The sequence below is a fragment of the Rhizobium sp. LjRoot254 genome (assembly GCF_964254105.1).
Taxonomy (GTDB): Bacteria; Pseudomonadota; Alphaproteobacteria; order Rhizobiales; family Rhizobiaceae; genus Rhizobium_E.
In genome coordinates this window covers 3680167-3702500 of the sequence record NZ_CAXUSM020000001.1, presented here as the reverse complement: position 1 = coordinate 3702500, position 22334 = coordinate 3680167, and the positions used below count along the sequence as shown (strand labels likewise).

Below are 22334 nucleotides of genomic sequence, written 5' to 3'. Positions count from 1 at the left end.
CCACCAATCCGCCGGCGATGAAATGGTATCTGAAGCGCCACCCTTCTGGTGGAAAAAAGGCGATCCGAGGGCCTGGCTGCTTGCACCGGCCTCGTTGATCTATGGCTATTTCGCCAGCCGGCGCATGAAAAAGGCCAAGCGGCTGGAAATCGAAGTGCCTGTTATCTGCGTCGGCAATTTCACCGTCGGCGGCGCCGGCAAGACCCCCACCGTCATCACGCTCGCCAAGGCCGCAAAGGCGCGGGGGCTGACGCCCGGCGTGCTGAGCCGCGGCTATGGCGGCAGCATGGACCGCACGACCGTGGTCGATCCCGATCATCACCGTGCCCGCGATGTCGGCGATGAACCGCTGCTGATCGCACGCGAGGCCTTAACCGTCATCTCCCGCAAGCGGGTCGATGGCGCGCGCAGGCTGATCAGGGAAGGCGCTGACATCATCATCATGGATGACGGCTTCCAGAGCGCGGTGCTGCATTTCGACTATGCGCTGATGGTGGTCGATACGATCCGGGGCATCGGCAACGGCTTTCTCGTGCCGGCCGGTCCGGTGCGGGCGCCGACCACACTGCAACTGAAATATGCGACGGCGCTTTTGAAGCTCGGCCGCGGCAACGCCGCCGATCCCTTCATCCGCGTCGCCGCGCGATCGGGCAAGCCGGTTTTCGAAGGCCGGGTCGATCCCGTCGGCGATCGGGACATCATCGCGGGCCGGAACGTGCTGGCCTTCGCCGGCATCGCCGATCCCAACAAGTTTTTTTCCACCGTCGAGGGGCTCGGTGCAAACATTGTCGTGCGCCGCCCCTTCGGCGATCACCAACACCTGCTCGACGACGAGATCGCCGACCTGCTGGCAACGGCCGAAAAGCAGGATCTCAAGATCGTCACCACCGCCAAGGATGCCGTCCGCCTGCGCGGCCACCACGGTCGGGCCGAGGAACTAGCGGCCAAGCTCACCGTGATCGACGTGGAAATGGCCTTCGACTCGCCGAACACGGCGCGGCTGATCATCGACGAGGCGATTGCAGGTTTCAGGAAGCGGCGGCTGCTGAGGCCATAGGCCCTACACCTCCAGCCTGCGCCAGACGCTATCGACGACATCGCGCCCGAATTCCGGGTTCAGCGGCAGGTGGCCTACCAGCAACCGGTAAAAGACCGGCGCATAGAGCATGTCGAGGATGGTCTCGATATCGGTATCCAGCTTGATTTCCCCGTTCCTTTCGGCCGACGCCAGTATGGCGCGTCCTTCCTCGCGTTGCTCGAGCATGACGCGGGTGCGGAAGGCCTTGGCCATTTCGCTGTCGGGATCTGCCGCAGCCATGGTCAGCGCGATCTGCCGGCCGCGGGTGGAGGCGAAGATGTTGAGCAGGTTCTCCATCTGCCGTTGCAGCCGCTGCTTGGAGGCGCCCTTCGGTTCGGCGGCTTTGACTGACGGCTGGCCGGCCATCAGGGCTGCCATGGCGAGTTCCTGGGCATTCTTCCAATAACGATAGATCGTCGGCTTTCCCACGCGGGCGCGCTCGGCGACGGCCTCGATCGTCAGGCGGCCGAGGCCATCGGCAACCAGCATGTCCTGGGCGGCGCGCAATATGGCATCGCGGGCGGCCTGGCTGCGGGGGCGGCCCCGCTTGGGCGCCGCGTTCTCGTTTGGCTCTTGACTCATTATAAAACGTACCGTAACGTAATTGAAATAACACGTCAAGGTGATGCCATGTCCAGTCCAGGAAAAGTCCACGCCATGTGTGCCTACCTCACGCTCAGAAATGCCTCCGAGGCGATCGATTACTATCGGCGGGCGTTCGGCGCCGAGGAACTATTCCGCCTTGTCGATCCGGGCGACGGCCGGATCGGCCATGCCGAAATGTCGATCGGCGGCCAGCGCTTCTTCCTCAGCGATGAATATCCCGATTTCGGCGCCATCGGTCCGGACAGGCTGGGCGGCACGACGGTCAAGTTTCATCTCGATGTCGATGATGTCGATGCATTTGCCGCACACGCGCTGTCCTGCGGCGCGGTGATGCTGAGGGCGCCGAAGGACGAGTTCCACGGCTACCGCACCTGCCTGATCTCCGACCCCTTCGGCTATGGCTGGTTCATCGCCAGCAAGACCGAGGAGGTGAGCGCCGCCGACATGCAGCAGCGCTGGGCAGAGATGATGAGCGGTGCCAAACAGGAGGCAACGGCATGACGCAAACCGCCCTCGATGAATTCACCACAATCGAAGATGCCTTCAACGATGCCATGGTCTCCAACGACGTCACCCGCATCGCCGACTGCATTTCCGACGACTGGGTTCTGGTGACGCCGGAAGTGGGACCCGTCAGCCGCGAAGGCATGCTGGCGGCCATCTCATCCGGCACGCTCAGCCATGACATGATGGTGAAGCGCCTCGCGCGAGTGAAGGTCTATGGCGACATGGCCGTCGTCACCGGGCGCGGCCAGAATACCGGCCTGTTCAAGGGCCAGTCGATCAAAGCCGACGAATGGATTACGGATGTCTATCGCAAGCTCAACGGCAAGTGGCGCTGCGTGCTGACGCATCTGACACCGGCGCAAAACTGATCGGAATTCAGGCCTACCGGCTCGGCAGCGCGCCGGCGCGCTTGTCGCCTTCGAGCGAGGCCGCCGCATCGACATAGGCCTCTTGCCGGTCGACGCTCCAGTATTTGAGCTCGTCGATCGGGATCTGCCTGCCGGTGACCGCGCAGGTCACATAGCCGCCTGGCAGCAGGATCTGGAAATCTCCGTCGAGGTAGCGGATCTTTGCTTCGCGGCTGCCGCTGCCTTCAAACCGGTTCATCATGATGCGTGGTCCAGATTTCGTTGTTGAGCCGGATATATCGCGGGCCGGGCACGCTTTCAACTGCGGCCGAACAGCCTTTCGATATCGGAAAGTTGCAGCTTGATATAGGTCGGTCGGCCATGGTTGCACTGGCCGGAGCCCGGCGTGGCTTCCATCTGGCGGAGCAGCGCGTTCATCTCCTCGACCCGCAGCCGGCGGCCGGAGCGCACCGAACCATGGCAGGCCATGGTGGCCGCGACATGTTCGAGCCGTGAGTGCAGGGTTGCCGAGGTGTCCCATTCGGCGATCTCGTCGGCGAGTTCGCGAATCAGGCCCTGCGCATCGACCTTGCCCAGCATCGAGGGCGTCTCGCGGATCATGATCGCGCCGGGGCCGAAGCGCTCGTAATGCAGGCCGAGCGCCTTCAGGTCCTCGGCATGCGTCATCAGCCGGTCGCAATCCTCTTCCGGCAGGTCGGCGATCTCGGGGATCAGTAGCGCCTGCGACGGGATCGATCGCGACGCCAGGGCCTTGCGCATATCCTCGAAGACGAGCCGCTCATGGGCGGCATGCTGGTCGACGATCACCATGCCGTCCTCGGTCTGGGCGATGATGTAATTCTCATGCACCTGCGCGCGGGCGGCGCCGAGCGGGAAGGAGAAGCTCTCCTCCGCCGGCTGTTCGGCGCGCATCGAAGGCTGCTGCTCGGCCGGGCGGGCGGTGGGTGCCATCACGTCGCCGAAGGCCGATTGCGCAGCTTCGGCGAAAGCCGCTTGGCGTGGCTGGAAGCTGAAAGGGCGCGAGGGCGAACTGGCCGGCGTCCAGTCCTGCCGCGGCTCCGACCGGAAGCCCGGCGTGAAGGCCGCCATCATCGAGCGCGCCGCGGTGGTCGAGGACCGGTCGCCCTCGACGGCCAGCGCCTGGCGAATGGCGCCGACGATCAGCCCGCGCACGAGGCCCGGATCGCGGAACCGCACGTCGGATTTCGCCGGATGGACATTGACGTCGACCAGCGCCGGATCGAGCGTGAGGTCGAGTACCGCGACCGGATGGCGACCGCTCGGAACGGTCTCAGCATAGGCACCGCGCAGGGCCGAATTGATCAGCTTGTCGGCGACCGGGCGGCCGTTGACATAGGCGAACTGGTGCGCGGCATTACCGCGATTGAACACCGGCAGGCCGGCAAAACCGGTCAGGCGCACGCCTTCGCGTGTCGCATCGATCTCGATCGCATTCTCCTCGAAATCCTTGCCGATGACCTGCGCGATGCGGGCGAGCCGGTCGGCCCCGGTGGCGGCGAATTCGAGCGTCGCACGGTCGGTGCCCGAGATCACGAAGCGGACATGCGGGAAGGCGATCGCCATGCGCCGGATGATCTCGGTGATCGCGCCGCCCTCGGCCTTCTCGGTCTTGAGGAATTTGAGCCGGGCGGGCGTCGCGAAGAATAGGTCGCGGACCTCGACGATGGTGCCGGTATTGGCGGCCCTCGGACGGATCGGCGTCGCGCGCCCGCCGCTGACCGCGATCTCCGAACCATTGTCGGCATCGCGTGTGCGGCTGACGATCGAGAGCTTGGCGACCGAACCGATCGACGGCAGCGCCTCGCCCCGGAAACCGAGCGTGCGGATATCGTCGAGCCCGTTTTCGAGCTTCGACGTGCAATGCCGCCGCACCGCGAGTTCCAGATCCTCCGGCCGCATGCCGGAACCGTTGTCGATCACCCGGATCAGGCTCTTGCCGCCGCCCGACGTTGCAATCTCGATGCGCGTGGCACCGGCATCGATCGCGTTCTCGACCAGTTCCTTCACCGCGCTGGCCGGCCGTTCGATGACCTCGCCGGCGGCGATCTGGTTGATGAGCGTTTCGGGCAAGAGCTTGATGGGCATGCGGGGTATTGTCTAGGATTCGGGGAGAAGAGGGAAGGGGTGACAGATGGCACGAGCTACCTTAGGTCACTCGCAATCGCTGTACGGATGGCGGAAGGCATTTGTCCATGCGAACTCCGACAGTTCACGACGAGCGCTTGGCCGCCATTGGCCCAAACCGGACATTGCGACTAGCGTGCCATCGGCAATGGGCCGATCCACTATCTCGTACAATTCAGAGATTCACTCTTGAAAGCTGACACAGTGCTCTTATCTAGTGCACTAGATACTAGAACGCTAGGAAGAAGCTTTGAAGGATCAACACGTCTCGCGCCGTGAGTTGGGGACACAGCTTTCCTTTGCCCTTTATGGCGCGGCAAACCGAATGGCACGCCTGCACAAGCCGTTCCTCGAACCGCTAGGGCTGACGTTTCCACAATATCTCGTGATGCTTGAACTCTACGGCGGGACACCACGCGGCGTGGGGGAACTGGGGTTGGCGCTTGGCATGGACACTGGGACGATTACGCCCCTTCTAAAGCGCCTTGAAACGCTGTCCATGATCACCCGCACCCGCGACAAAGGTGATGAACGCCGGGTCATCATCAATCTGACAAAAGAGGGTGAGGTTCTTCGCGAAGAATTGTGGACTGTCACCGAGAAAATCAAGACGGCCTGCCAGCTCAACGACGAGGGCTTGGCGAAGCTGCGGGACACCCTGATCGCACTTGCCCGACCTCCCCACAATTAAGTTCATTCGAATAGGAAGGAAATCCAATGAAGATCGGTATCATCGGCGCGGGCAATATCGGAGCGACGCTGGCCCGAAGGCTTTCCGCCCAAAAGCATGAGATCAAGCTCGCCAATTCCAAGAGCCCCGACACCTTGACTGATCTCGCTCGTGACGTCGGTGCTACCGCGGTCACCAAAGAGGATGCCGTGGCAAACGTCGAGGTGATCATCGTTGCGATCCCATTCGCGAGTTATCCGGACCTCGCCGACCTTTTCCGGACCGTGCCTGAAAAAGTCATTGTAGTGGATACGTCCAATTACTACCCGTTCCGAGACGGCGCGATTGCGGAAGTCGAAGGCGGAAAACCGGAGTCGGTATGGGTTAGCGAGCAGATCGACCGTTCGGTCGTGAAGGCCTGGAACGCAGTTCTCGCCGCCACACTGGCGGAACGCGGGAAGCATTCAGCCGAGACAGATCGAATTGCCATCCCAGTCGCAGGCGAAGATTCAGAGGCCAAGTCTGTCGTCATGGGACTCGTGGAGGCGACGGGATTCGATGCGGTTGATTCTGGAGACCTGCTGTCGTCCTGGCGGCAGCAACCCGGCACGCCAGCGTATTGCACGGAACTGTCGGCAGAACAGTTGCGGGTAGCGCTCGATGCCGCGGATCAGGCTCGCGCGGCTGGCAACCGAGAGACCTTGATCAAGCAGTTCATGGAAGCTGGAACGACCATCTCCCATGACGATATGGTTGCTTGGAATCGTGCCGGGACAGCGTGACGTGCACGGCCGCCATTCAGGGCTCCCGGACAGCCGCGGCCACCCACATCGGTCAGGTCGAAGCGTAGCCGCCCATGTCTTCTCTTGGCGCGAAGCAGCAATCGCGATCACAGTCGAATAGCTCGGTCCGTGGTTCTGCTCCCATCATCTCAAATTAAGGCGGCCAATTCCAATTGGTTAGTAGTTTGCGGCAACTTGGGTTGGGTTTGATCAGATCATAACGTTTACTGTGCTGCGAGCTCCACATTTGTAGACAAAGCCCGTGTTTGAAGATAGTTTGACGCGATGGCTGGGGAGCCCGTCCGGTTGAACTGTCCCATTGAGGATTTTATGACCCTTTTTCCTAAATTTGCCTTTGTATTCCTTGCCTTCTTATTCGCGTCAACGTGGTCGGAGGCCGCTGAAACAAAGCTTCGTCCCAGCGGAACCGTCGATATTGTTCAGCGCCAGGCCGGATACTATTTGACCATCGGAACGGGAAAAGGCGTCCTGCACTTTGGCGGCCATGACTATCCATTCAAAATCAATGGCCTTGGGTTCGGCGGGACCGGCTTTGCTTCGATCAAAGCCACTGGCAAGGTATACAATCTTAAATCCAGGCGCCAGTTCGCAGGTCGATACACCGCTACGAGAACTGGTTTTGTTGTCGGTAAAACCAGTCGCGGCAAGATGTGGCTGAAAAATTCCAACGGCGTCTCTCTGGAGCTAGCGGTCGAGCGCAGCGGACTTATGCTAACGCTCGGTGTAGACGACCTCACCATCACGATGAAATAACCTTTGTCAGCCAACGGGAAGCACGACGCCGCCATAGGGCGTCAACGTCTTGAGCGTCTTGGACCGCTAGTGGCGCAAAGAGCTCGATCTAACACCCACCCCGAGAGATAAGCGGGAACGACTCAAGGCCGCCGCCAGCACGGGCCTACTCCGCCGCCTGCCGCGCCAGCCCCGCGATCCGGCTCAGCGAAGCCCTCAGCGCCGCCGGCTTCACTGGTTTGTTCAATTGCGCAATCCCATCGCGATCCGCGAGCGCCCGGACCTCGGGCGTGCGATCTGCGGTGATCAGGATGGCGGGGAGCGGGCCGAAGGCAAGGCGCAGGCGGGCGATGGCGGTGATGCCGTTGCCGTCGCCGAGGTGATAATCTGCGATCACCGCGTCCGGCCGCCATTGCCGGGCGATGATAGTCTCGCATTCGGCGAGGCTTGCTGCGGTCTCGACCACGCAACCCCAGCCGGAGAGCAGGATCTTCATGCCGTCGAGGATCGCCGGCTCGTTGTCGATGCAGAGCACCCGGATTCCGTCGAGCTTCTGGCCCGGCCGTCCAACCGCGCTTGCCGGCTCGGTGGAGAGCGGCACGGCGCTGGTCTGGTCGAGCGGCAGGCGCAAACGGAACACAGTGCCCTTGCCGGGGGTCGATTGCAGTTCGACAGGATGAGATAGCACGCGCGAGATGCGGTCGACGATCGACAGGCCGAGGCCGAGGCCTGATGCCGTGCGGGCGCCTTCATCAAGCCGGGCGAATTCCTTGAATACGGTCTTGAACTTCGACGGCGGTATGCCGATGCCGGTGTCGTAGACCTGGATCCAGGCCTCGTTGCCGCGCCGCCGGACGCCGACCAGCACGCGGCCTTTGACCGTGTATTTGATCGCATTCGAGACGAGGTTCTGCACCAGCCGGCGCAGCAGCGTCGGATCGGTTTTCACCTTGAGTGATGTCGGTAGCACTTTCAGCGTCAAGCCCTGGGCGCGGGCGAGCGGCTGGTAATCGGTATCGATGCGCTTGAGGAAATCGTCGAGCGCGACCGTCGAAAGCCTGGGCTTCATGGCGCCGGTGTCGAGGCGGGAAATGTCGAGCACGGCGCCGAGGATCGTCTCGACGGATTCCAATGCCGAATCGATATTCTGCACGAGATCGCTGTTGGACGATCGGCCGAGGCGCTCGACCAGCGAAGAGGAATAGAGCCGCGCGGCATTGAGCGGCTGGAGGATGTCATGGCCGGCAGCCGCGAAGAAGCGCGTCTTGCCGATATTGGCCTCTTCGGCCGAGGCGCGGGCTTCGGCGAGTTCGGTATTGACCCGGGTCAGTTCCTGCGTGCGCTCGGCGACGCGCTGTTCCAGCGTTTCGTTGGCCTCTTCCAGCGCCCGGTTGGCCTGCACGCGCTCGGTGATGTCGGTGCAGGTGGTGACCATTCCGAGATCAGGCATCGGGTTGGAGCGCAGTTCGACGATCCGGGCGCCACCATCTAGCACGATGAGGAAAGGCGTGTCGGGGGTGAGGATTTTTTCGATCACATCCTCTTCCTCGCCCACACCGATATCGCCACGGGCCTTGAGGATATCGATGATCGAGGCGAGTTGGAAACCCACCTGGCCGGCCTGTTCGGGCAGGTCGAGCAGGGTGCGGAAGCGCCGGTTCCAGATCGTCAGCCGCTTTTCTGCGTCGAACACGGCGATGCCCTGGTCCATCTGCGAGAGCGCGGTCTGCAGCATGCCCTGGTTATATTGCAGCGCCTCGCTCGCCTGGTCGAGCAGCATGGCGGTCTCGGTCGTCTGGTCGTCCATCCGCCGCATGGAGAGCGAGAGCACGAGCCGCGCCGATGATGAGCCGATCGCCGAACCGAGCAGTTGTTCGGCGAAATTCATCAGGTCGGCATCGGCAAGATCCTTGTCCTTGAGCTTGCGGCCGAGTTCTTCCTCGTAGGAATTGAACGAGCGCTGCATGCGCTCCTCGCCGAGATAGCGGCCGATCGCCAGCTTGAGGTCGCCGATGGTGAGGTTGGTGCGCCAGGCTCTACGGTGCGGGCGGATATTGGCGCGCGGAATGAAGACATCCGCCTGCTGGCGCTCCAAACCCTTGGCATTGCGCGACAGCGAGCCGAGCACGAAGGCCGTGGTGTTGACGAACAGGCTGAGAATGACGGCATTGACGAAGGAATCGCTGCCGGGGCCGAACATGCCGCCGAACGGAAAGAATGCATCGAGGATGGCGGCGGCATCCGCCGACGTATCGGTGCCGCCGAGGCTCGGCACGAACAGCATCCAGACCCAGACGGCAAAGCCGGTGGTGAGGCCCGCGATGGCGCCGCGCGCGTTGGCCCGCCGCCAGTAGAGCCCGCCGATCATCGCCGGCGCCATCTGGGCGATTGCCGCGAATGCGATCAGCCCGATCGAGGCGAGCCCCCCCGATGTGCCGGCGGAGCGATAATAGGCATAGCCGAGCAGCAGCACGGCGAAGATCGCGCCGCGTCGGATGCCGAGCACCAGCCTGCTGATATCCTCATACTCCGGCTTGGCCTCGACGAGGTTGCGGCGGAGCAGGACCGGCATGACGATATCGTTGGAGATCATGATCGACAGCGCGACCGAGGCGACGATGACCATCGCGGTGGCCGCCGAGAAGCCGCCGATGAAGGCGATCATTGTCACCCAGGGCATGTCGGCGCTGAGCGGCAGGGTCAGCACATAGAGGTCGGCATTACCGGTGCCGTTGAAGTGGATCAGCCCGCCGATCGCGATCGGCAGCACGAAGATGTTGATCAGCACGAGATAGAGCGGGAAGAAGAAGGCCGCGAGCTTGAGTTCGCCGAAGGTGCGGTTCTCGACGACCATGACGTGGAATTGGCGTGGCAGCATGATGATGGCGAAAGCCGAGAGAAGGATGACCACGATCCAGCGGCTGATCGGCGTCTCGTAGTTGAGCGCCGCCTGCACCAGTTGATTTTCGCCCGCCAGTTCCCAGAGATGCGCCGGCCCGCCGAAAATGCCGTAGAGCATGGTCAGTCCGACGGTCAGGATCGCCACCAGCTTGACGACGGACTCGGTGGCAATGGCGAGAATCAGGCCATCCTGGTGTTCGGTGGCATCGGCATGGCGCGTGCCGAAGACGACGGCGAAGAAGGCGAGCGACAGCGACACCAGCAGCGGCAGGTCGATCAGTTGGTGGCTGTCCAGCCCGATCGCATATTGCGACGTATCGACCAGCGAACCGACGGAACTGGAGATCGCCTTGAGTTGCAGCGCGATATAGGGCACGGCGCCGGCCAGCGCGATGAAGGCGACGATCATCGCAACGACGGGATTCTTGCCGTAGCGGGCGGCGATGAAATCGGCGATCGAGGTCAGGCGCTCGGCCTTGGCGATTTCGGTGATTCTTCTCAGCAGCGGCAGGCCGACGGTGAAGACCAGTATCGGCCCGATATAGATGGCGGTGAATTCGAAGCCGCGCGAGGCGGCGAGGCCGACGCCGCCGAAATAGGTCCAGGACGTGCAATAGATGGCGAGGCTGAGCGCATAGACCAGCGGCCGGCCGCCGCTCGCGACCGCGCCGTTCTTCGTCCGTCTGTCACCGTAACTCGCCACCCCGAAGAGCAGGACGAGATAGGCGATGGCCGAGCCGAATATCACCCAGCCTGGCAGCATGGCGCCTCCCAACCCCCGAAATCATGGGGCACGATGGGATGATAGAGCATCTCTCGGAAGTTTCAAATGCAGCTTTCGTCATGAAATTCCAGCAATTTGAGCGGGATTTTTCGGCTGGATTCTCGCGAACGCTCTGTTAATTTCTCTTTACCGGAGTCTCATCCGGGGATGGGGATACGAGAAGGGAAATGCCATGCTGAACGAATTCAAGGCCTTTATCGCGCGCGGCAACGTGCTGGATCTGGCGGTCGCCGTCGTCATCGGCGCGGCGTTTACAGCCATCGTCAATTCGGTCGTGAGCGATCTTATCATGCCTGTTATCGGCGCCATCGGCAGCGTCGATTTTTCCAACTATTTCATACCGCTTTCCAGCAAGGTGACGGCGGTTTCGCTAGCCGCAGCCCGCGAACAGGGCGCTGTCTTCGCTTATGGCAGCTTCATCACCGCCCTCGTCAATTTCCTGATCATCGCTTGGATCATCTTCCTCATCGTCAAGGCAGTGAATCGGATGATGCCGAAGAAGGCACCGGAAGCGCCGACGGGGCCGTCCGAGGAAATCCTGCTGCTGACGCAAATCCGCGACGAACTGAAGAACCGGACGGTCTAAATCCTATTCGGCGGCGATGCGGCGATTGATCTCCGCATCGAGTGCCCGCTTGACGTCGTCCTTCACGGACGAGGAGATTTCCAGCACCTCGGCCGCCTTCATGAAATCGAGCACCTTGAAACGTCCGACATCGGGCGCCAGGAAAACGTGCGGCTTGTGGACGTTGAGCTTCATCGCGATGATCGATTGCATCATCAGCTGGCTCGCACCGAACAGGCTGTCGATACGGCTTGGAATAAGCGCCGGATCGCCCGCCGGCCAGCCGACGACATCGATGCCGACGACGATATCGGCCTTGCCGAGCAGGTATTCGAAGGGCACTGGATTGAAGATGCCGCCGTCGATCATGATCCGGTCGTTGATGCGAACCGGCATGAAAACCGCCGGAATTGCCGCCGAGGCCGCAAGCGCCTGGAACAGATCACCTTCGCCGATCAGGATTTCCGAATTGCCATAGTAATCGGTCGCCGTCACATGCAGCGGTATCTTCAGGTCCTTGAAATCCTCCGGCAGCAGTTCCGGCAGGAAGGCCTTGAGGATACGCTCGAGATTATACTGCCCGATGCGGAAGCCGCCGCTGACCATGTCGGAGAGCGTCGTCGGCCGAAGCGACCAGATGCGGTTCATCACCTCGCGCGGCTTGCCTACCGTGGAGAGCGCAAACTCGCGGATTTCGGCGCCGCTCATCCCCGCCGCCATGCCCGCGCCCATAATGGCGCCGATCGACGAGCCGGTGATCGCAACCGGCTTGATACCGAGTTCGTCGAGCGCTTCGATGACGTGGATATGGGCGAGCCCTCGCGCACCGCCACCGCCGAATGCGACCGCGACGGTGGGCGAACTGGAACTCGGAACGTAATCGGTCATGGGAAACTCGAACTACGGTTGGTAGCGATAAAAGTGCATTCTCGTGTCGCCGAAGGAACGGCTGTCGAGGAGACGATATTCCGCTCCTGGCGAAGGATCAACACTCGCACGCTCTTCGAGGATCGCCAGCGCACCCGGGACGAGCCAACCACCCTTGTGGCACTGTCCGAAGGCGGTTTCGCCTAGGCCCTTCTCGTAAGGCGGATCGGCGAACAGGAAATGGAAGGGCTGCATCGTGCCCGGCTGGCCGAGATCGGTAGCGTCGCGGCGGAAGATGCGTGCGCGTCCCTGAAGGCCGAGCGCCTCGATATTGGTGCGCAGCAGGCCACGGCCCTCGACCGATGTTTCCACGAACAGGCCTTGCGAGGCGCCGCGCGACAGTGCCTCGAGCCCGACCGCGCCGGTGCCCGCGAAGCAATCGAGCACGCGGGTGCCATCGAGCGCTTCAGGGTAGGAATGGCTCAGGATGTTGAACAGGCTTTCGCGCGTCCGGTCCGTGGTCGGGCGGATGTCCTGGCTCTTCGGCGCGGCAAGGGGCCGGCCCTTGAAATCACCGCCGACGATCCGCACCGCGACCTGGTCCCTTGCTGCCTGCGCCCGGCCCCTTGCGCGGTCCATCGCCGCGCGGCTTGTCCGAACGAGGTTTGTCCGAACGTGGCTTGTCGCTGTCACCGGCACGCGCCGGCCGGCCGGAATATGGGCGCTTCTGACGGTCGTCGCCCTCCGAACGCGGTGCGCTGGAACGCGGGCGTTCCGAGCGTGAGGTTGCATCATCGCCTGAACGCGCCGGGCGTCCGGAGTATGGACGCTTCGGGCGCTCGTCGCCACGACCTGCACCGTCAGCACGGGGTGCGCTGGAACGCGGGCGCTCCGAGCGCGGCTTCTCATCGTCGCCAGCACGTGCTGGGCGTCCCGAATACGGGCGCTTCGGACGATCGTCACCTGACGATGCGCGGTCAGTGGTGAATGAACGTACGGGACGACGCGCCGGGCGTTCGCCATCGGCGCGTTCTTCGCGCGGCTTGCGGCCCTCGAATTTGCGTTCGCCGCGATCGCCATCCTCGCGCGACGCGCGGGCGAATGGCTTGGCTGGCCTGCCGGCACGATCCGGCCGGTCGGCGCGGGCCTTGCGCACCGGCGCCTCGGCGGTCTCGCTGCCATCGGTCTTGAGCTTCAGCACGCGGCGCCTTAGATTGGTAGTGGTCTCCTCGGCGGCTGCCTTTGTCTTCTTAGGTGCGACGGGCCGGGCGCCGGGTGCCATCCACACATTGGCGGTGCGGCTCGAGCCGAGTGGCAGGCGCTTCTGCTTCTTGTCCTCCGGCTTGCCACCACGGCGGTCGCCACGATCACCACGATCACTGCGATCGCCACGATCGCGGTCCTTGGAGAACTTGCCTTCCGGCTTCTTGGTGTCGATGCGGGCGAGGTCGCGTTCGCGGCGGTCCTCGCGGCTTACGCGAGGCGCGCGTGCGCCGGCGCTCCATTCGCGGGCGGCTGGTTCTTCCTTGGGCTCCGGCGGCGCGTTGAAGATCGGCGCCTCGAAATTGGCATTGGCCTCTTCGATCAGGCGGGGGCCGAGCTGTTCGCGCAGCGTCCGGCTCTTGACCTCGACGACTTCGCCATCGTTGAGTTCGCCAAGCTGGAAGGGGCCGTAGGAAATGCGGATCAGGCGGTTGACGTCGAGGCCGAGCGCGCCCAGCACGTTCTTGATCTCGCGGTTCTTGCCTTCGCGCAGACCCATCGTGATCCAGACATTGTGGCCCTGCTCGCGGTCGAGCGTCGCTTCGATGGCACCGTAAAGCACGCCATCGACGGCCATGCCGTCCTTCAGGCTGTCGAGCTTTTCCTGGGTGATCTCGCCATAGGCGCGCACGCGGTAGCGGCGCAGCCAGCCGGTCGAGGGCAGTTCCAGCATGCGCGCCAGTCCGCCATCATTGGTGAGCAGCAGCAGGCCTTCGGTATTGATGTCGAGGCGGCCGACCGAGATGACGCGCGGCAGGTCCTTGGGGAGGTTGTCGAAAACCGTCGGGCGGCCTTCGGGATCGAAATTCGTCGTCACCAGGCCCATCGGCTTGTAATAGATCCAGAGGCGGGTGCGCTCGATCGCGCCGATCACCTGGCCATCGACCTCGATCCGGTCCTGCGGCGTACAGTTGACGGCGGGACTTTCCAGCGTCTTGCCGTTGAGCCTGACGCGGCCCTCCATGATCATCCGCTCGCAATCGCGGCGGGATGCCACGCCGGCGCGGGCCATGATCTTGGAGATACGCTCGCCTTCGCCCACCACCGCGAGATGGTCCGGGTTCTTGGCCGCGGGTGCCCTGGGCTTGGCACCGAAGCTCTTTTTGTCACCAAAAGGCTTCTTGTCTCCGCCGAAACTTTTCTTTTCGCCATCGCGCGAAGGTCTATCGCCTGAGCGGGCCGGCCTGTCACCTCCGCGCGCGGGTGTTGCACCGTCGCGGCTGGGGCCGGGTTTGCGTGGCCCGCCGCCGGGTTTCCGTGTGTCTCTCATTGTATTTGCCTTTTCTTTGATGTCCTCCTAGAGCCTTTCATTGTTAAATGGAAGCAGTTCTGCCAGCACAACTGGTTCGGGTTGAGAGGAAAATACCGCGTGACGGGCCCAAATCGCTTCATGATGACCGCTTTGGACGAAGCGAGGGCAGCCGGGAGCCGCGGCGAGGTGCCGATTGGCGCCGTCGTGGTCCGGAATGGCGAGGTCATCGCACGCGCCGGCAACCGCACGCGGGAGCTCAATGACGTGACCGCGCATGCGGAAATCGTTGCAATCAGGGAGGCATCACTGAAGCTCGGTGACGAGCGGCTGGTGGATGCAGATCTCTATGTGACGCTGGAGCCCTGCACCATGTGCGCCGGCGCCATCTCGTTTTCGCGCATCCGCAGGCTTTACTACGGCGCGCCGGACCCCAAGGGCGGGGCGGTGGAAAGCGGCGTTCGATTTTACGCATCGCCGACCTGCCATCATGCACCGGAAGTCTATTCCGGGATCGCCGAAACGGAAGCAGCCGAAATACTGCGGGAGTTCTTCCGGGAAAGGCGCGACTGATCAGGCCACGGAAACGTCTTCTTCTTCGAGGTCATCGAGCTCGACGCGATTGCGCCCGCCGCGCTTTGCCCGGTAGAGCCTGCGGTCGGCATCGCTCATAGCCTGCGCCGGATCGAAGAGCCTGGAAAGTCGCACGCCGCCAATGCTGACGCTGACCGGCACACGGCCGCGTTCGCGATGAATGCCGACCGCCGCAGCCTTGCGCCGGATGGTTTCGGCAACGGCCGAAGCCTCATCGATTTCTGCGCCGGCGAGGAAGATCGCGAATTCTTCGCCGCCGATGCGTCCCCAGAAATCGTCGATGCCGATGGTGGAGGAAATCACCGATGAGATCGCGCGGAGCGCTTCATCGCCGGTCTGGTGGCCGAACGTATCGTTGATTTGCTTGAAGTGGTCGGCATCGGCGATCAGCAAAGTGCCCGCGCGCGCCTCCGTGCTTGCGAGATCCAGTTCCGCAAAGAAGGTTTCGCGATTGAGCGCGCCCGTCATTGCGTCGAACCGCGACTTTTCCTTGAGTGCCGCGTGGGCCAGCTTCAGTTCGCCGTGCATGCGATCGAGTTCGAGATGGAGCGTGGCAAGTTCGTCGCGGGCCTTGCGAAGTTTCTCAGCGTAATGGAACTGCCAGGCGCTGGCAGGGAAGGAAATGGCCATGGGGCAGGCGAAGCTCAGCCACATGCCGATACCGTCATAGGTGCCGCCGAGGATCGGCACGATGGACGCCGCGATCAGCACGGACACGCCGGTGCTGACTGCCATGGCAATGAATGCCTTGCCCAGTGTCTGCCTACTGATCAGGAACATGCGGCGTAAGGTAGGGCCACACAGGTTAATGCTATGTGACCATCGCGAGCGCGCCGGAAAATTTTGTCCAGCGAAAGCGCTCTATGGCGCACGTAGACATTTCTGTCCGGAGATGTGGATCAGGCCGGCTTTCTGATATCGCGCCGCCGCTTCAGATACGGCGAGTTTGATCAGACAGCGCCATTCGTCCTCGCGGTCGGGATTGGGTGTTACCAATGCCGCCTCGACGCCAAACTGCGGCGTGCCATCGTGAGGGATGAAATAGGCTTCCGGGCTGATGCCGGCGGTGAAACGGATGGTGTAGAGCCATTCCCGGCCGCTGGCGGTCTTGACCCATTTGCCGACATCATAGGTGTGAACGAGGTTGACGATGACATCCGCTCCAGGCCCGAGGCCTGACTTCGGTGTCAAACCGGCAGCGTCCAGAGCCTCGCCCATCGGCGGAACATAAAACTCCGTCAGCCCGCTCTGGCTGCTCGACATCTCTAGCATGTAGGATTTGCCCTTGAGGGGCGAGGCGGCCAGCGCAATGCTCGCCAGCGCCATGAAAGCAAAAAGCGCGCCCGGTAGACCTAAGGCGCGCTTCGATATCATCGCATCAATTCCAGAGTTGCCACCACTGGGTGCCGGTACCGGCGATCGCGGCTTCTTTCTTGCGGGCCTTTTCCTTGGCCGCTTCGGATTCGCCAAGATCGGCGAGCTTCGCCGGATCATCGACCTTGCGGTATTCAAGCGGCGGATCGCTCATGAAGCGGCGCTTGTTCTCGCGGCCGTCCTGGATCTTGCGGGCCTCGCGGAATTCGAGACGCTGCTGCTCGGGCGACTTGACCTTGCCCTCGGTGACCGAGACGGCGAGCGGCGAACGATAGCTGCCATTGTCGGCGTTGTCGTCAGCTTCCTGCTTGAGGCGGGCGCGCGTCTGTTCCGGGCTTTCGAGCCAGGCGGGGTTGTTCTCGGTTGAAGCGAGATCCTTCTGCGGCTCGACGAGCTTGGTGGGATCGGCGGGCTTAATCAGGGCGCCGCGGGGCTGATAGGCCAGAGCCTCGGGCCGCTTCTTCGGCGTGATGGACATGGCATCGCCGAGGTCATCGACCAGCTGTTCACCGGAGGACTTGTCGGTGCCGTAGGTCGGACCCATGCAGCTCGACGCGCCCAAGGCTACGCCCAAAAGCACGACCAAGGTGCCCACGCGATACATTCCTGTCATTCCGTCCAAGCCCTTCCGGCGATGTCAGTAAAAGTTAACAACCCATTCATGCGGTGCCGCAGAAATCCGGCCATTTTCAGGCGCTTTTACCGAAGATACCGCAAAAGTGCAAACGATTCCCAAATGCGACATGCCCCGCATCAGGCAATGCGGGGCGACGTGTTGCAGAAACGCTCGAATATCAGGCCCCGAAAGCCGGACATTCCTGTGGATCATGCGGCCTTGAGTGCCGCGAGTTCCCGCAAGGCTGCGGCATCGCGTGCCGAGACATCCGGATATTCACGATCCGATCCAACGTCTTTGGTAATCCGCCAGGAGCGGGCGCATTTGGTGCCCTCGGCGAGAGCGGGGACAACCGCGACATTTGCGACATCTTCGGCACGGAAGGCACCAACTGGGCCGGCACCCTCGACCACGGTGATATCGGACGTGATGCAGATCTCCGCGAAGTCGAGACCGGCAAGCGCCGACAACAACGCTGAGTCGGAGACGTGAACGACCGGGGCGGCTTCGAGCGACGAGCCGATACGCTTGTCCTTGCGCTCGATTTCCAGGGCGCCGGTGACCGCACGCCGCACGGTGCGGATCTTCTTCCACTTCTCGGCGATAGCATCGTTCTTCCAGTTCGCCGGGATAGCCGGGAACTGCTCAAGATGCACCGACGCCGCCGACGGATCGCGCGACAGCCAGGCCTCTTCCGTGGTGAACGGCATCATCGGCGCGAACCACAGCACGAGGCAATCGAACAGCTTGCGGATGACGAAGAGGGCTGCGCGGCGCTTGTCGCTCGACGGCGCATCGCAATAGAGCGCGTCCTTGCGGATGTCGAAATAGAAGGCCGAGAGCTCGACATTGGCGAAATCGGTGAGCGCACGGGCGATCTTCTTGAAGTCGAATTCGTCATAGCCGGAGCGGACCAGCTGGTCGAGTTCGGCCAACCGGTGCAGCACGAGCTTTTCGAGCTCGGGCAGATCGGCATAGGCGATCTCGTCGCCATGATCGTGGGCCAGCGTGCCGAGCATCCAGCGGATCGTGTTGCGGATCTTGCGATAGGCATCGACATTGGTCTGGATGATCGCCTTGCCGACGCGAAGGTCTTCGGCATAGTCCGAGGTCATGACCCAGAGGCGCAGGATATCGGCGCCGGCATCCTTCATCACGTCCTGCGGCGCGGTGACATTGCCCTTGGACTTCGACATTTTCTCGCCCTTCTCGTCCATGATGAAACCATGGGTCACCACGGCATCATAGGGCGCCCGGCCGCGCGTGGCGCAGCTTTCGAGCAGCGACGAGTGGAACCAGCCGCGATGCTGGTCGGAGCCTTCGAGATAGACATCGGCCGGCCATTTGAGGTCGGGACGGTCTTCCAGCGTGAACGTGTGGGTCGAGCCCGAGTCGAACCAGACGTCGAGGATGTCGGTGACCATCTGCCACTGCTCGCCATCGTGGGCGTTGCCGAGGAAACGCTCCTTGGCGCCGGCGGCGAACCAGGCATCGGCGCCCTCGGTTTCGAAGGCTTCAAGGATGCGCCGGTTGACGGTTTCGTCCTGCAGGACATTGCCCTTGGCGTCGGCGAAGACGCAGATCGGCACGCCCCAGGCACGCTGACGGGACAGGACCCAATCCGGCCGCTGCTCGATCATCGCGCGCAGCCGGTTCTGGCCGGCGGCGGGCACGAAGCGGGTCTCGTCGATGGCTTTGAGCGCGCGCGAACGCAGCGTGGAGCCATCGCCGAAATCCTTGTCCATATAGACGAACCATTGCGGTGTGTTGCGGAAGATCACCGGCTTCTTGGAGCGCCAGCTATGCGGATATTCGTGCTTCAGCCGGCCGCGCGCGAAGAGCGCGTTGTGGGCGATCAGCTGCTCGATCACACGCTTGTTGGCATCGCCCTTCTTGCCATTGTCATCGATGACGCGAGCGGCACCGCCCTCAGCATTGGGGCCGAAGCCCGGCGCGTCCTCGGTGAGGAAGCCGCCGTCATCGACGGTGAAGGGGATTTTCGACGAGATGCCGCGTGCTTCGAGGTCGCGGGCATGGTGCATCCAGATCTCGAAGTCGTCGCGGCCATGGCCCGGCGCGGTGTGGACGAAGCCAGTGCCGGCGTCGTCGGTGACGTGGTCGCCTTCGAGGAGAGGGACGGGGAACTCGTAGCCGCCGCCGAGACCCTTGAAGGGATGGGCGCATGTCGCGTCGTCAAGCCCGTGGGGTTCAATTTCGGCAATTAGCTTAAGGGAGACCTTGGCTTTCGCAGCGCAATCCTCAGCCAGCCGCTTAGCCAAGACGAGCTTTTCACCCGGCTGAGGTCCGAATGAGTTCTCGGCAGTTTCGACTTCGTACACGCCGTAAGCGATCCTCGAGGAAAATGAGATTGCTCTATTGCCAGGGATGGTCCAGGGCGTAGTCGTCCAGATGACGACATACATTTGATGTTCTGCTTGGAGTTCATCGGAGGAGTCGCTTAGAGCCACAATGCCAAGGCCGTTCCCGTCCAGGCGGCGATGATACGATCTGTCAAGCAGTGGAAACTTCACCCAGATCGTGTCGCTCTCATATTCCTGATACTCGACCTCGGCCTCGGCCAAGGCCGTGCGCTCGACCACGCTCCACATGATCGGCTTCGAGCCGCGATAGAGCTGGCCGCTCATCGCGATCTTGATCAATTCGCCGGCGATGCGCGATTCCGCGTGGAAATTCATCGTCGTATAGGGGCGCTCGAAATCGCCCTCGATGCCGAGGCGCTTGAATTCGGCCGACTGGATGTTGATCCAGTTCTGCGCGAAATCGCGGCATTCCTTGCGGAATTCGTTGACCGGAACCTCGTTCTTGTCCTTGCCCTTGGCGCGATAAGCTTCCTCGATCTTCCACTCGATCGGCAGGCCGTGGCAATCCCAGCCCGGTACATAGTTGGCGTCATAGCCGCGCATCTGGAACGAACGCGTGATGACGTCCTTCAGCACCTTGTTGAGCGCATGCCCGATATGGATATTGCCGTTGGCATAGGGCGGGCCGTCATGCAGCACGAACTTTTCGCGGCCGGCGGCGGAGGCGCGGAGCTTCTTGTAGAGCTCCATCTCCTGCCACTTGGCGACGAACTCGGGCTCCTTCTGTGGCAGGCCGGCGCGCATCGGGAAATCCGTCTGCGGCAGGTAAAGGGTTGCAGAATAATCGTTCTTTTGGGTGGCTTCGTTCATTTGAGGACCATTTCGGCAGGCGCGGCTCAGCTGGCGCGCAAATTTCGGAAATCGTGTGTGATCGGCTTTATAGGCGAAACGCCTCAAGTCCCGGACCTTCGCTCCCGCCAATCAGGCGGCGAAGGCCGGGCTTATAATTCGGGAAATGATCCAAAGCCGTATCGTGCGCATATCGGCGCGGTACTTAGAGGGTTTTGGCGGGATTGGGAAGGGGGAAGATGCCAGCGAGATTGCATGTTTGACAAAGTGCGCATAGAATGGCTGGCAACTGGCACTTGCGGGGATCAAGATGGTGGCTTTGCCAACACAGCACAAAACGACAGTCGAGGAACTGATCAGAATTGCCGGTGGAGAAACCGTGAAGCAATTCGATGCCCGATCGATCGAAGAATTGAAGGATTACGGCTTTTCGAGCGAAGAACTCTACAAGCTTGTGGCGCCGCGCCGCACGCTGGCAAGGCGCTTGCAGAAGAAGGAGCCGCTGACTGTCCGGGAGAACGATAATGTTCAGCGCATCATCCACATCAGCGAAATGGCCGATCGCATCTTCGGCGAGCGGGCCAAAGCCCAGCGCTGGCTGAGAAAACCTTCACGCGCGCTGAATGGAGTGGTGCCTCTCGATTTGCTGGCTTCCGAGACGGGAGCGCGGCTCGTGGAAGAGGAGCTATACCGCATCGAGTATGGTATCTACATTTGAGCCGCTACATTTGGCGAATATCGGCTCATGCCGACCTGTCGGGCCGGGGTGGCCTGTTAAGTGACGGCCGCTGGCACAAACAAGGCATTCCGGTCGTCTATTGCTCGGACCATCCTGCTACTGCGCTTCTGGAAATAATCGTCCATATAGACCCGGAAGAAATGGCCAGCACGTATCAGGTCTTGAAAATTTTCTGTCCGGACGACTTGCCGACCTATATCGCCAACGAACCCAAGAACAAGCTGGACAGTTCGGATTTCACCAGGGCACTCGGGTCCATGGTACTCGGCGGGGGCCAATACTGTCTCCTTGACGTGCCTTCGATCGTGATGCCGCTTGCACGCAATATTCTCATCAATCCGGATCATCCCGCGGCCGATCGTATCCGGATTGAGGAAAAGCACCTGCTGCCTTTCGATCAGCGACTGTTCAAGCGCGCTCCCTGACAACACCACCCGCCGCAAGCATCGCCCAACGCCCCGGCGTCATGCCATAGGCCTTCTTGAAATGCCGGGAAAAATGCGCCTGGTCGGCGAAGCCGGTGTCGGCGGCGATATCGGCGAGCGGCTGGCCGAGCGAGATGCGTTCGCGGGCGCTCGCCAGCCGGCGCATCAGGAGGTAGCGGTGCGGGCTGGTGCCGAATTGGCGGCGAAACTGGCGCGCGATGGTGAAGCGGTCGAGGCCGGCTACATCTTCCAATTCGCCGGAGCTAACCTGATCGAAGCGGTTGGCATCGAGATAATCGCGAACGGCGTGAAGATGTTTGGCCGGCGCAGCACTGGTTTTCGGGCTGCGGCAATGCGCCAGCCTCAGGAGAATAGGCGCCAGTTCGGCCACGAAGCCGTCGACCTGCAGGCTTGAAAATTCTGTGTCATTCATATCGAGAACGGAAAGCGAAAGCTGCTGCAATTCGGCATCCTCGATCACCGGCGTCGATACGAAGGGCAGTGTTTCGCCGAGCGGCGCGAGTGCTGCGCCGAGAAGCGCCGGATCGAGATAGAACATCCGGTAATGCAGGCCTGTCTCATCGCCGGCCGCACCATCATGCACTTCATCAGGATGCAGGATGATGCATTTGCCTGAAGTGGATATGCGCCTGGCGCCACGATAGTTGAAAGTCTGCACGCCCTCGAGCGTCACGCCGATGCCGTAGGTATCATGGCGGTGTGGTTCGTAGGTGTAGCGCGAGATCGAGACGTCGATGCGCTCGAGGCCCGATATCCCGGCATCGTGGATGATGTGGTCGCCGCTTGCGTCTTCGCACAAACGTTCAAGACCCCGTGGCCCTGCCTGTCCTAATTCCCGCGTCATGTCAGGTTTCACC

22 protein-coding genes are annotated in these 22334 nt (G+C 62.1%); 10 read left to right on the top strand and 12 right to left on the bottom strand.

Annotation, left to right across the window (positions count from 1 at the left end):
* The first annotated feature begins 22 nt into the window (after window positions 1-22).
* Entirely contained in the window at window positions 23-1057 is a 1035-nt protein-coding gene (gene lpxK / locus ACSQ26_RS18225) for a tetraacyldisaccharide 4'-kinase (protein WP_436011278.1), read from the top strand.
* Window positions 1058-1060: 3 nt separating this feature from the next.
* Here lpxK and ACSQ26_RS18220 read toward each other — a convergent pair whose 3' ends face one another.
* Window positions 1061-1660 carry a TetR/AcrR family transcriptional regulator gene (locus ACSQ26_RS18220; RefSeq protein WP_436011276.1) on the bottom strand — a complete coding sequence of 200 codons (600 nt, stop codon included), beginning with the start codon at window positions 1658-1660 and terminating at the stop codon, window positions 1061-1063.
* Window positions 1661-1735: 75 nt separating this feature from the next.
* On the opposite strand from ACSQ26_RS18220, the gene ACSQ26_RS18215 reads away from it, so the two are divergent.
* Window positions 1736-2185, top strand: coding sequence for a VOC family protein (locus tag ACSQ26_RS18215; protein WP_436011274.1), 450 nt, complete (start codon window positions 1736-1738; stop codon window positions 2183-2185).
* Window positions 2182-2559, top strand: coding sequence for a nuclear transport factor 2 family protein (locus ACSQ26_RS18210; protein WP_436011272.1), 378 nt, complete (start codon window positions 2182-2184; stop codon window positions 2557-2559). The genes ACSQ26_RS18215 and ACSQ26_RS18210 overlap by 4 nt, the downstream gene beginning before the upstream one ends.
* A 13-nt stretch (window positions 2560-2572) precedes the next feature.
* On the opposite strand, the gene ACSQ26_RS18205 is transcribed toward ACSQ26_RS18210, so the two are convergent.
* Together ACSQ26_RS18205 and mutL are read right to left on the bottom strand one after the other, a co-directional pair.
* Window positions 2573-2800 carry a DUF2093 domain-containing protein gene (locus tag ACSQ26_RS18205; RefSeq protein WP_436011270.1) on the bottom strand — a complete coding sequence of 76 codons (228 nt, stop codon included), beginning with the start codon at window positions 2798-2800 and terminating at the stop codon, window positions 2573-2575.
* A 56-nt stretch (window positions 2801-2856) separates the two neighbouring features.
* Window positions 2857-4665 carry a DNA mismatch repair endonuclease MutL gene (gene mutL, locus ACSQ26_RS18200; protein WP_436011268.1) on the bottom strand — a complete coding sequence of 603 codons (1809 nt, stop codon included), beginning with the start codon at window positions 4663-4665 and terminating at the stop codon, window positions 2857-2859.
* A 289-nt stretch (window positions 4666-4954) separates the two neighbouring features.
* On the opposite strand from mutL, the gene ACSQ26_RS18195 reads away from it, so the two are divergent.
* From ACSQ26_RS18195 to ACSQ26_RS18185, 3 genes are all read left to right on the top strand, one after another.
* A complete protein-coding gene (locus tag ACSQ26_RS18195; RefSeq protein WP_436011266.1) occupies window positions 4955-5395 on the top strand; it encodes a MarR family winged helix-turn-helix transcriptional regulator in 441 nt (146 codons plus the stop codon).
* Window positions 5396-5421: 26 nt separating this feature from the next.
* Complete coding sequence (locus ACSQ26_RS18190) at window positions 5422-6156, top strand: NADPH-dependent F420 reductase (RefSeq protein ID WP_436011264.1); 735 nt, start codon at window positions 5422-5424, stop codon at window positions 6154-6156.
* 330 nt (window positions 6157-6486) lie between these two features.
* Complete coding sequence (locus ACSQ26_RS18185) at window positions 6487-6930, top strand: hypothetical protein (protein ID WP_436011262.1); 444 nt, start codon at window positions 6487-6489, stop codon at window positions 6928-6930.
* A gap of 145 nt (window positions 6931-7075) precedes the next feature.
* Here the strand turns inward: ACSQ26_RS18185 and ACSQ26_RS18180 are convergent, their stop codons facing one another.
* Complete coding sequence (locus ACSQ26_RS18180; RefSeq protein WP_436011260.1) at window positions 7076-10573, bottom strand: PAS domain-containing hybrid sensor histidine kinase/response regulator; 3498 nt, start codon at window positions 10571-10573, stop codon at window positions 7076-7078.
* A gap of 193 nt (window positions 10574-10766) precedes the next feature.
* Here ACSQ26_RS18180 and mscL point away from each other — a divergent pair, with 193 nt between their 5' ends.
* Window positions 10767-11180 (top strand): large conductance mechanosensitive channel protein MscL, encoded by a 414-nt coding sequence (mscL, locus tag ACSQ26_RS18175; RefSeq protein ID WP_436011258.1) that lies wholly within the window; start codon window positions 10767-10769, stop codon window positions 11178-11180.
* A gap of 3 nt (window positions 11181-11183) precedes the next feature.
* Here the strand turns inward: mscL and ACSQ26_RS18170 are convergent, their stop codons facing one another.
* From ACSQ26_RS18170 to ACSQ26_RS18160, 3 genes are read right to left on the bottom strand one after another with little or no spacing between them, the layout of a single operon-like run.
* The gene (locus ACSQ26_RS18170) at window positions 11184-12047 is read right to left on the bottom strand and encodes a patatin-like phospholipase family protein (protein ID WP_436011256.1); all 864 of its coding nucleotides are present in this window, start codon (window positions 12045-12047) and stop codon (window positions 11184-11186) included.
* Window positions 12048-12059: 12 nt separating this feature from the next.
* Complete coding sequence (gene rsmD / locus ACSQ26_RS18165) at window positions 12060-12617, bottom strand: 16S rRNA (guanine(966)-N(2))-methyltransferase RsmD (RefSeq protein ID WP_436015344.1); 558 nt, start codon at window positions 12615-12617, stop codon at window positions 12060-12062.
* Window positions 12598-14559 (bottom strand): pseudouridine synthase, encoded by a 1962-nt coding sequence (locus tag ACSQ26_RS18160; protein WP_436011254.1) that lies wholly within the window; start codon window positions 14557-14559, stop codon window positions 12598-12600. Before ACSQ26_RS18160 ends, rsmD begins: the two co-directional genes overlap by 20 nt.
* Before the next feature lie 120 nt (window positions 14560-14679).
* Here ACSQ26_RS18160 and ACSQ26_RS18155 point away from each other — a divergent pair, with 120 nt between their 5' ends.
* Complete coding sequence (locus ACSQ26_RS18155) at window positions 14680-15111, top strand: nucleoside deaminase (protein ID WP_436015342.1); 432 nt, start codon at window positions 14680-14682, stop codon at window positions 15109-15111.
* Here ACSQ26_RS18155 and ACSQ26_RS18150 read toward each other — a convergent pair whose 3' ends face one another.
* The 4 genes from ACSQ26_RS18150 to ileS all read right to left on the bottom strand — a co-directional run bounded on the left by ACSQ26_RS18150 (window position 15112) and on the right by ileS (window position 20313).
* A complete protein-coding gene (locus ACSQ26_RS18150) occupies window positions 15112-15867 on the bottom strand; it encodes a GGDEF domain-containing protein (RefSeq protein ID WP_436011252.1) in 756 nt (251 codons plus the stop codon).
* 126 nt (window positions 15868-15993) lie between these two features.
* Complete coding sequence (locus tag ACSQ26_RS18145; protein ID WP_436011250.1) at window positions 15994-16506, bottom strand: hypothetical protein; 513 nt, start codon at window positions 16504-16506, stop codon at window positions 15994-15996.
* 4 nt (window positions 16507-16510) lie between these two features.
* Window positions 16511-17110, bottom strand: coding sequence for a hypothetical protein (locus ACSQ26_RS18140; RefSeq protein WP_436011248.1), 600 nt, complete (start codon window positions 17108-17110; stop codon window positions 16511-16513).
* 221 nt (window positions 17111-17331) lie between these two features.
* A complete protein-coding gene (gene ileS / locus ACSQ26_RS18135; RefSeq protein WP_436011246.1) occupies window positions 17332-20313 on the bottom strand; it encodes an isoleucine--tRNA ligase in 2982 nt (993 codons plus the stop codon).
* 289 nt (window positions 20314-20602) lie between these two features.
* Between ileS and parS the strand changes: the two genes are divergently transcribed.
* Window positions 20603-21010 carry a type II RES/Xre toxin-antitoxin system antitoxin gene (gene parS, locus ACSQ26_RS18130; protein ID WP_436011244.1) on the top strand — a complete coding sequence of 136 codons (408 nt, stop codon included), beginning with the start codon at window positions 20603-20605 and terminating at the stop codon, window positions 21008-21010.
* On the top strand, window positions 21007-21456 hold the full coding sequence (locus ACSQ26_RS18125; protein WP_436011242.1) for an RES family NAD+ phosphorylase: 450 nt from the start codon (window positions 21007-21009) through the stop codon (window positions 21454-21456). Before parS ends, ACSQ26_RS18125 begins: the two co-directional genes overlap by 4 nt.
* Here ACSQ26_RS18125 and ACSQ26_RS18120 read toward each other — a convergent pair.
* Window positions 21440-22321 (bottom strand): AraC family transcriptional regulator, encoded by an 882-nt coding sequence (locus ACSQ26_RS18120; protein WP_436011240.1) that lies wholly within the window; start codon window positions 22319-22321, stop codon window positions 21440-21442. The genes ACSQ26_RS18125 and ACSQ26_RS18120 overlap by 17 nt on opposite strands.
* Window positions 22322-22334: the final 13 nt, after the last annotated feature.

Coding starts and splice junctions, on each gene's coding strand:
- ACSQ26_RS18205 (WP_436011270.1), bottom strand. CDS start 2,800: ATGATGAACCGGTTTGAAGGCAGCGGCAGCCGCGAAGCAAAGATCCGC.
- ACSQ26_RS18180 (WP_436011260.1), bottom strand. CDS start 10,573: ATGCTGCCAGGCTGGGTGATATTCGGCTCGGCCATCGCCTATCTCGTC.
- ACSQ26_RS18160 (WP_436011254.1), bottom strand. CDS start 14,559: ATGAGAGACACACGGAAACCCGGCGGCGGGCCACGCAAACCCGGCCCC.
- mscL (WP_436011258.1), top strand. CDS start 10,767: ATGCTGAACGAATTCAAGGCCTTTATCGCGCGCGGCAACGTGCTGGAT.
- mutL (WP_436011268.1), bottom strand. CDS start 4,665: ATGCCCATCAAGCTCTTGCCCGAAACGCTCATCAACCAGATCGCCGCC.
- ACSQ26_RS18215 (WP_436011274.1), top strand. CDS start 1,736: ATGTGTGCCTACCTCACGCTCAGAAATGCCTCCGAGGCGATCGATTAC.
- ileS (WP_436011246.1), bottom strand. CDS start 20,313: ATGAACGAAGCCACCCAAAAGAACGATTATTCTGCAACCCTTTACCTG.
- ACSQ26_RS18145 (WP_436011250.1), bottom strand. CDS start 16,506: ATGATATCGAAGCGCGCCTTAGGTCTACCGGGCGCGCTTTTTGCTTTC.
- ACSQ26_RS18120 (WP_436011240.1), bottom strand. CDS start 22,321: ATGACGCGGGAATTAGGACAGGCAGGGCCACGGGGTCTTGAACGTTTG.
- ACSQ26_RS18155 (WP_436015342.1), top strand. CDS start 14,680: ATGATGACCGCTTTGGACGAAGCGAGGGCAGCCGGGAGCCGCGGCGAG.
- ACSQ26_RS18210 (WP_436011272.1), top strand. CDS start 2,182: ATGACGCAAACCGCCCTCGATGAATTCACCACAATCGAAGATGCCTTC.
- ACSQ26_RS18185 (WP_436011262.1), top strand. CDS start 6,487: ATGACCCTTTTTCCTAAATTTGCCTTTGTATTCCTTGCCTTCTTATTC.
- ACSQ26_RS18220 (WP_436011276.1), bottom strand. CDS start 1,660: ATGAGTCAAGAGCCAAACGAGAACGCGGCGCCCAAGCGGGGCCGCCCC.
- ACSQ26_RS18190 (WP_436011264.1), top strand. CDS start 5,422: ATGAAGATCGGTATCATCGGCGCGGGCAATATCGGAGCGACGCTGGCC.
- ACSQ26_RS18150 (WP_436011252.1), bottom strand. CDS start 15,867: ATGGCAGTCAGCACCGGCGTGTCCGTGCTGATCGCGGCGTCCATCGTG.
- ACSQ26_RS18140 (WP_436011248.1), bottom strand. CDS start 17,110: ATGTATCGCGTGGGCACCTTGGTCGTGCTTTTGGGCGTAGCCTTGGGC.
- ACSQ26_RS18170 (WP_436011256.1), bottom strand. CDS start 12,047: ATGACCGATTACGTTCCGAGTTCCAGTTCGCCCACCGTCGCGGTCGCA.
- lpxK (WP_436011278.1), top strand. CDS start 23: ATGGTATCTGAAGCGCCACCCTTCTGGTGGAAAAAAGGCGATCCGAGG.
- parS (WP_436011244.1), top strand. CDS start 20,603: ATGGTGGCTTTGCCAACACAGCACAAAACGACAGTCGAGGAACTGATC.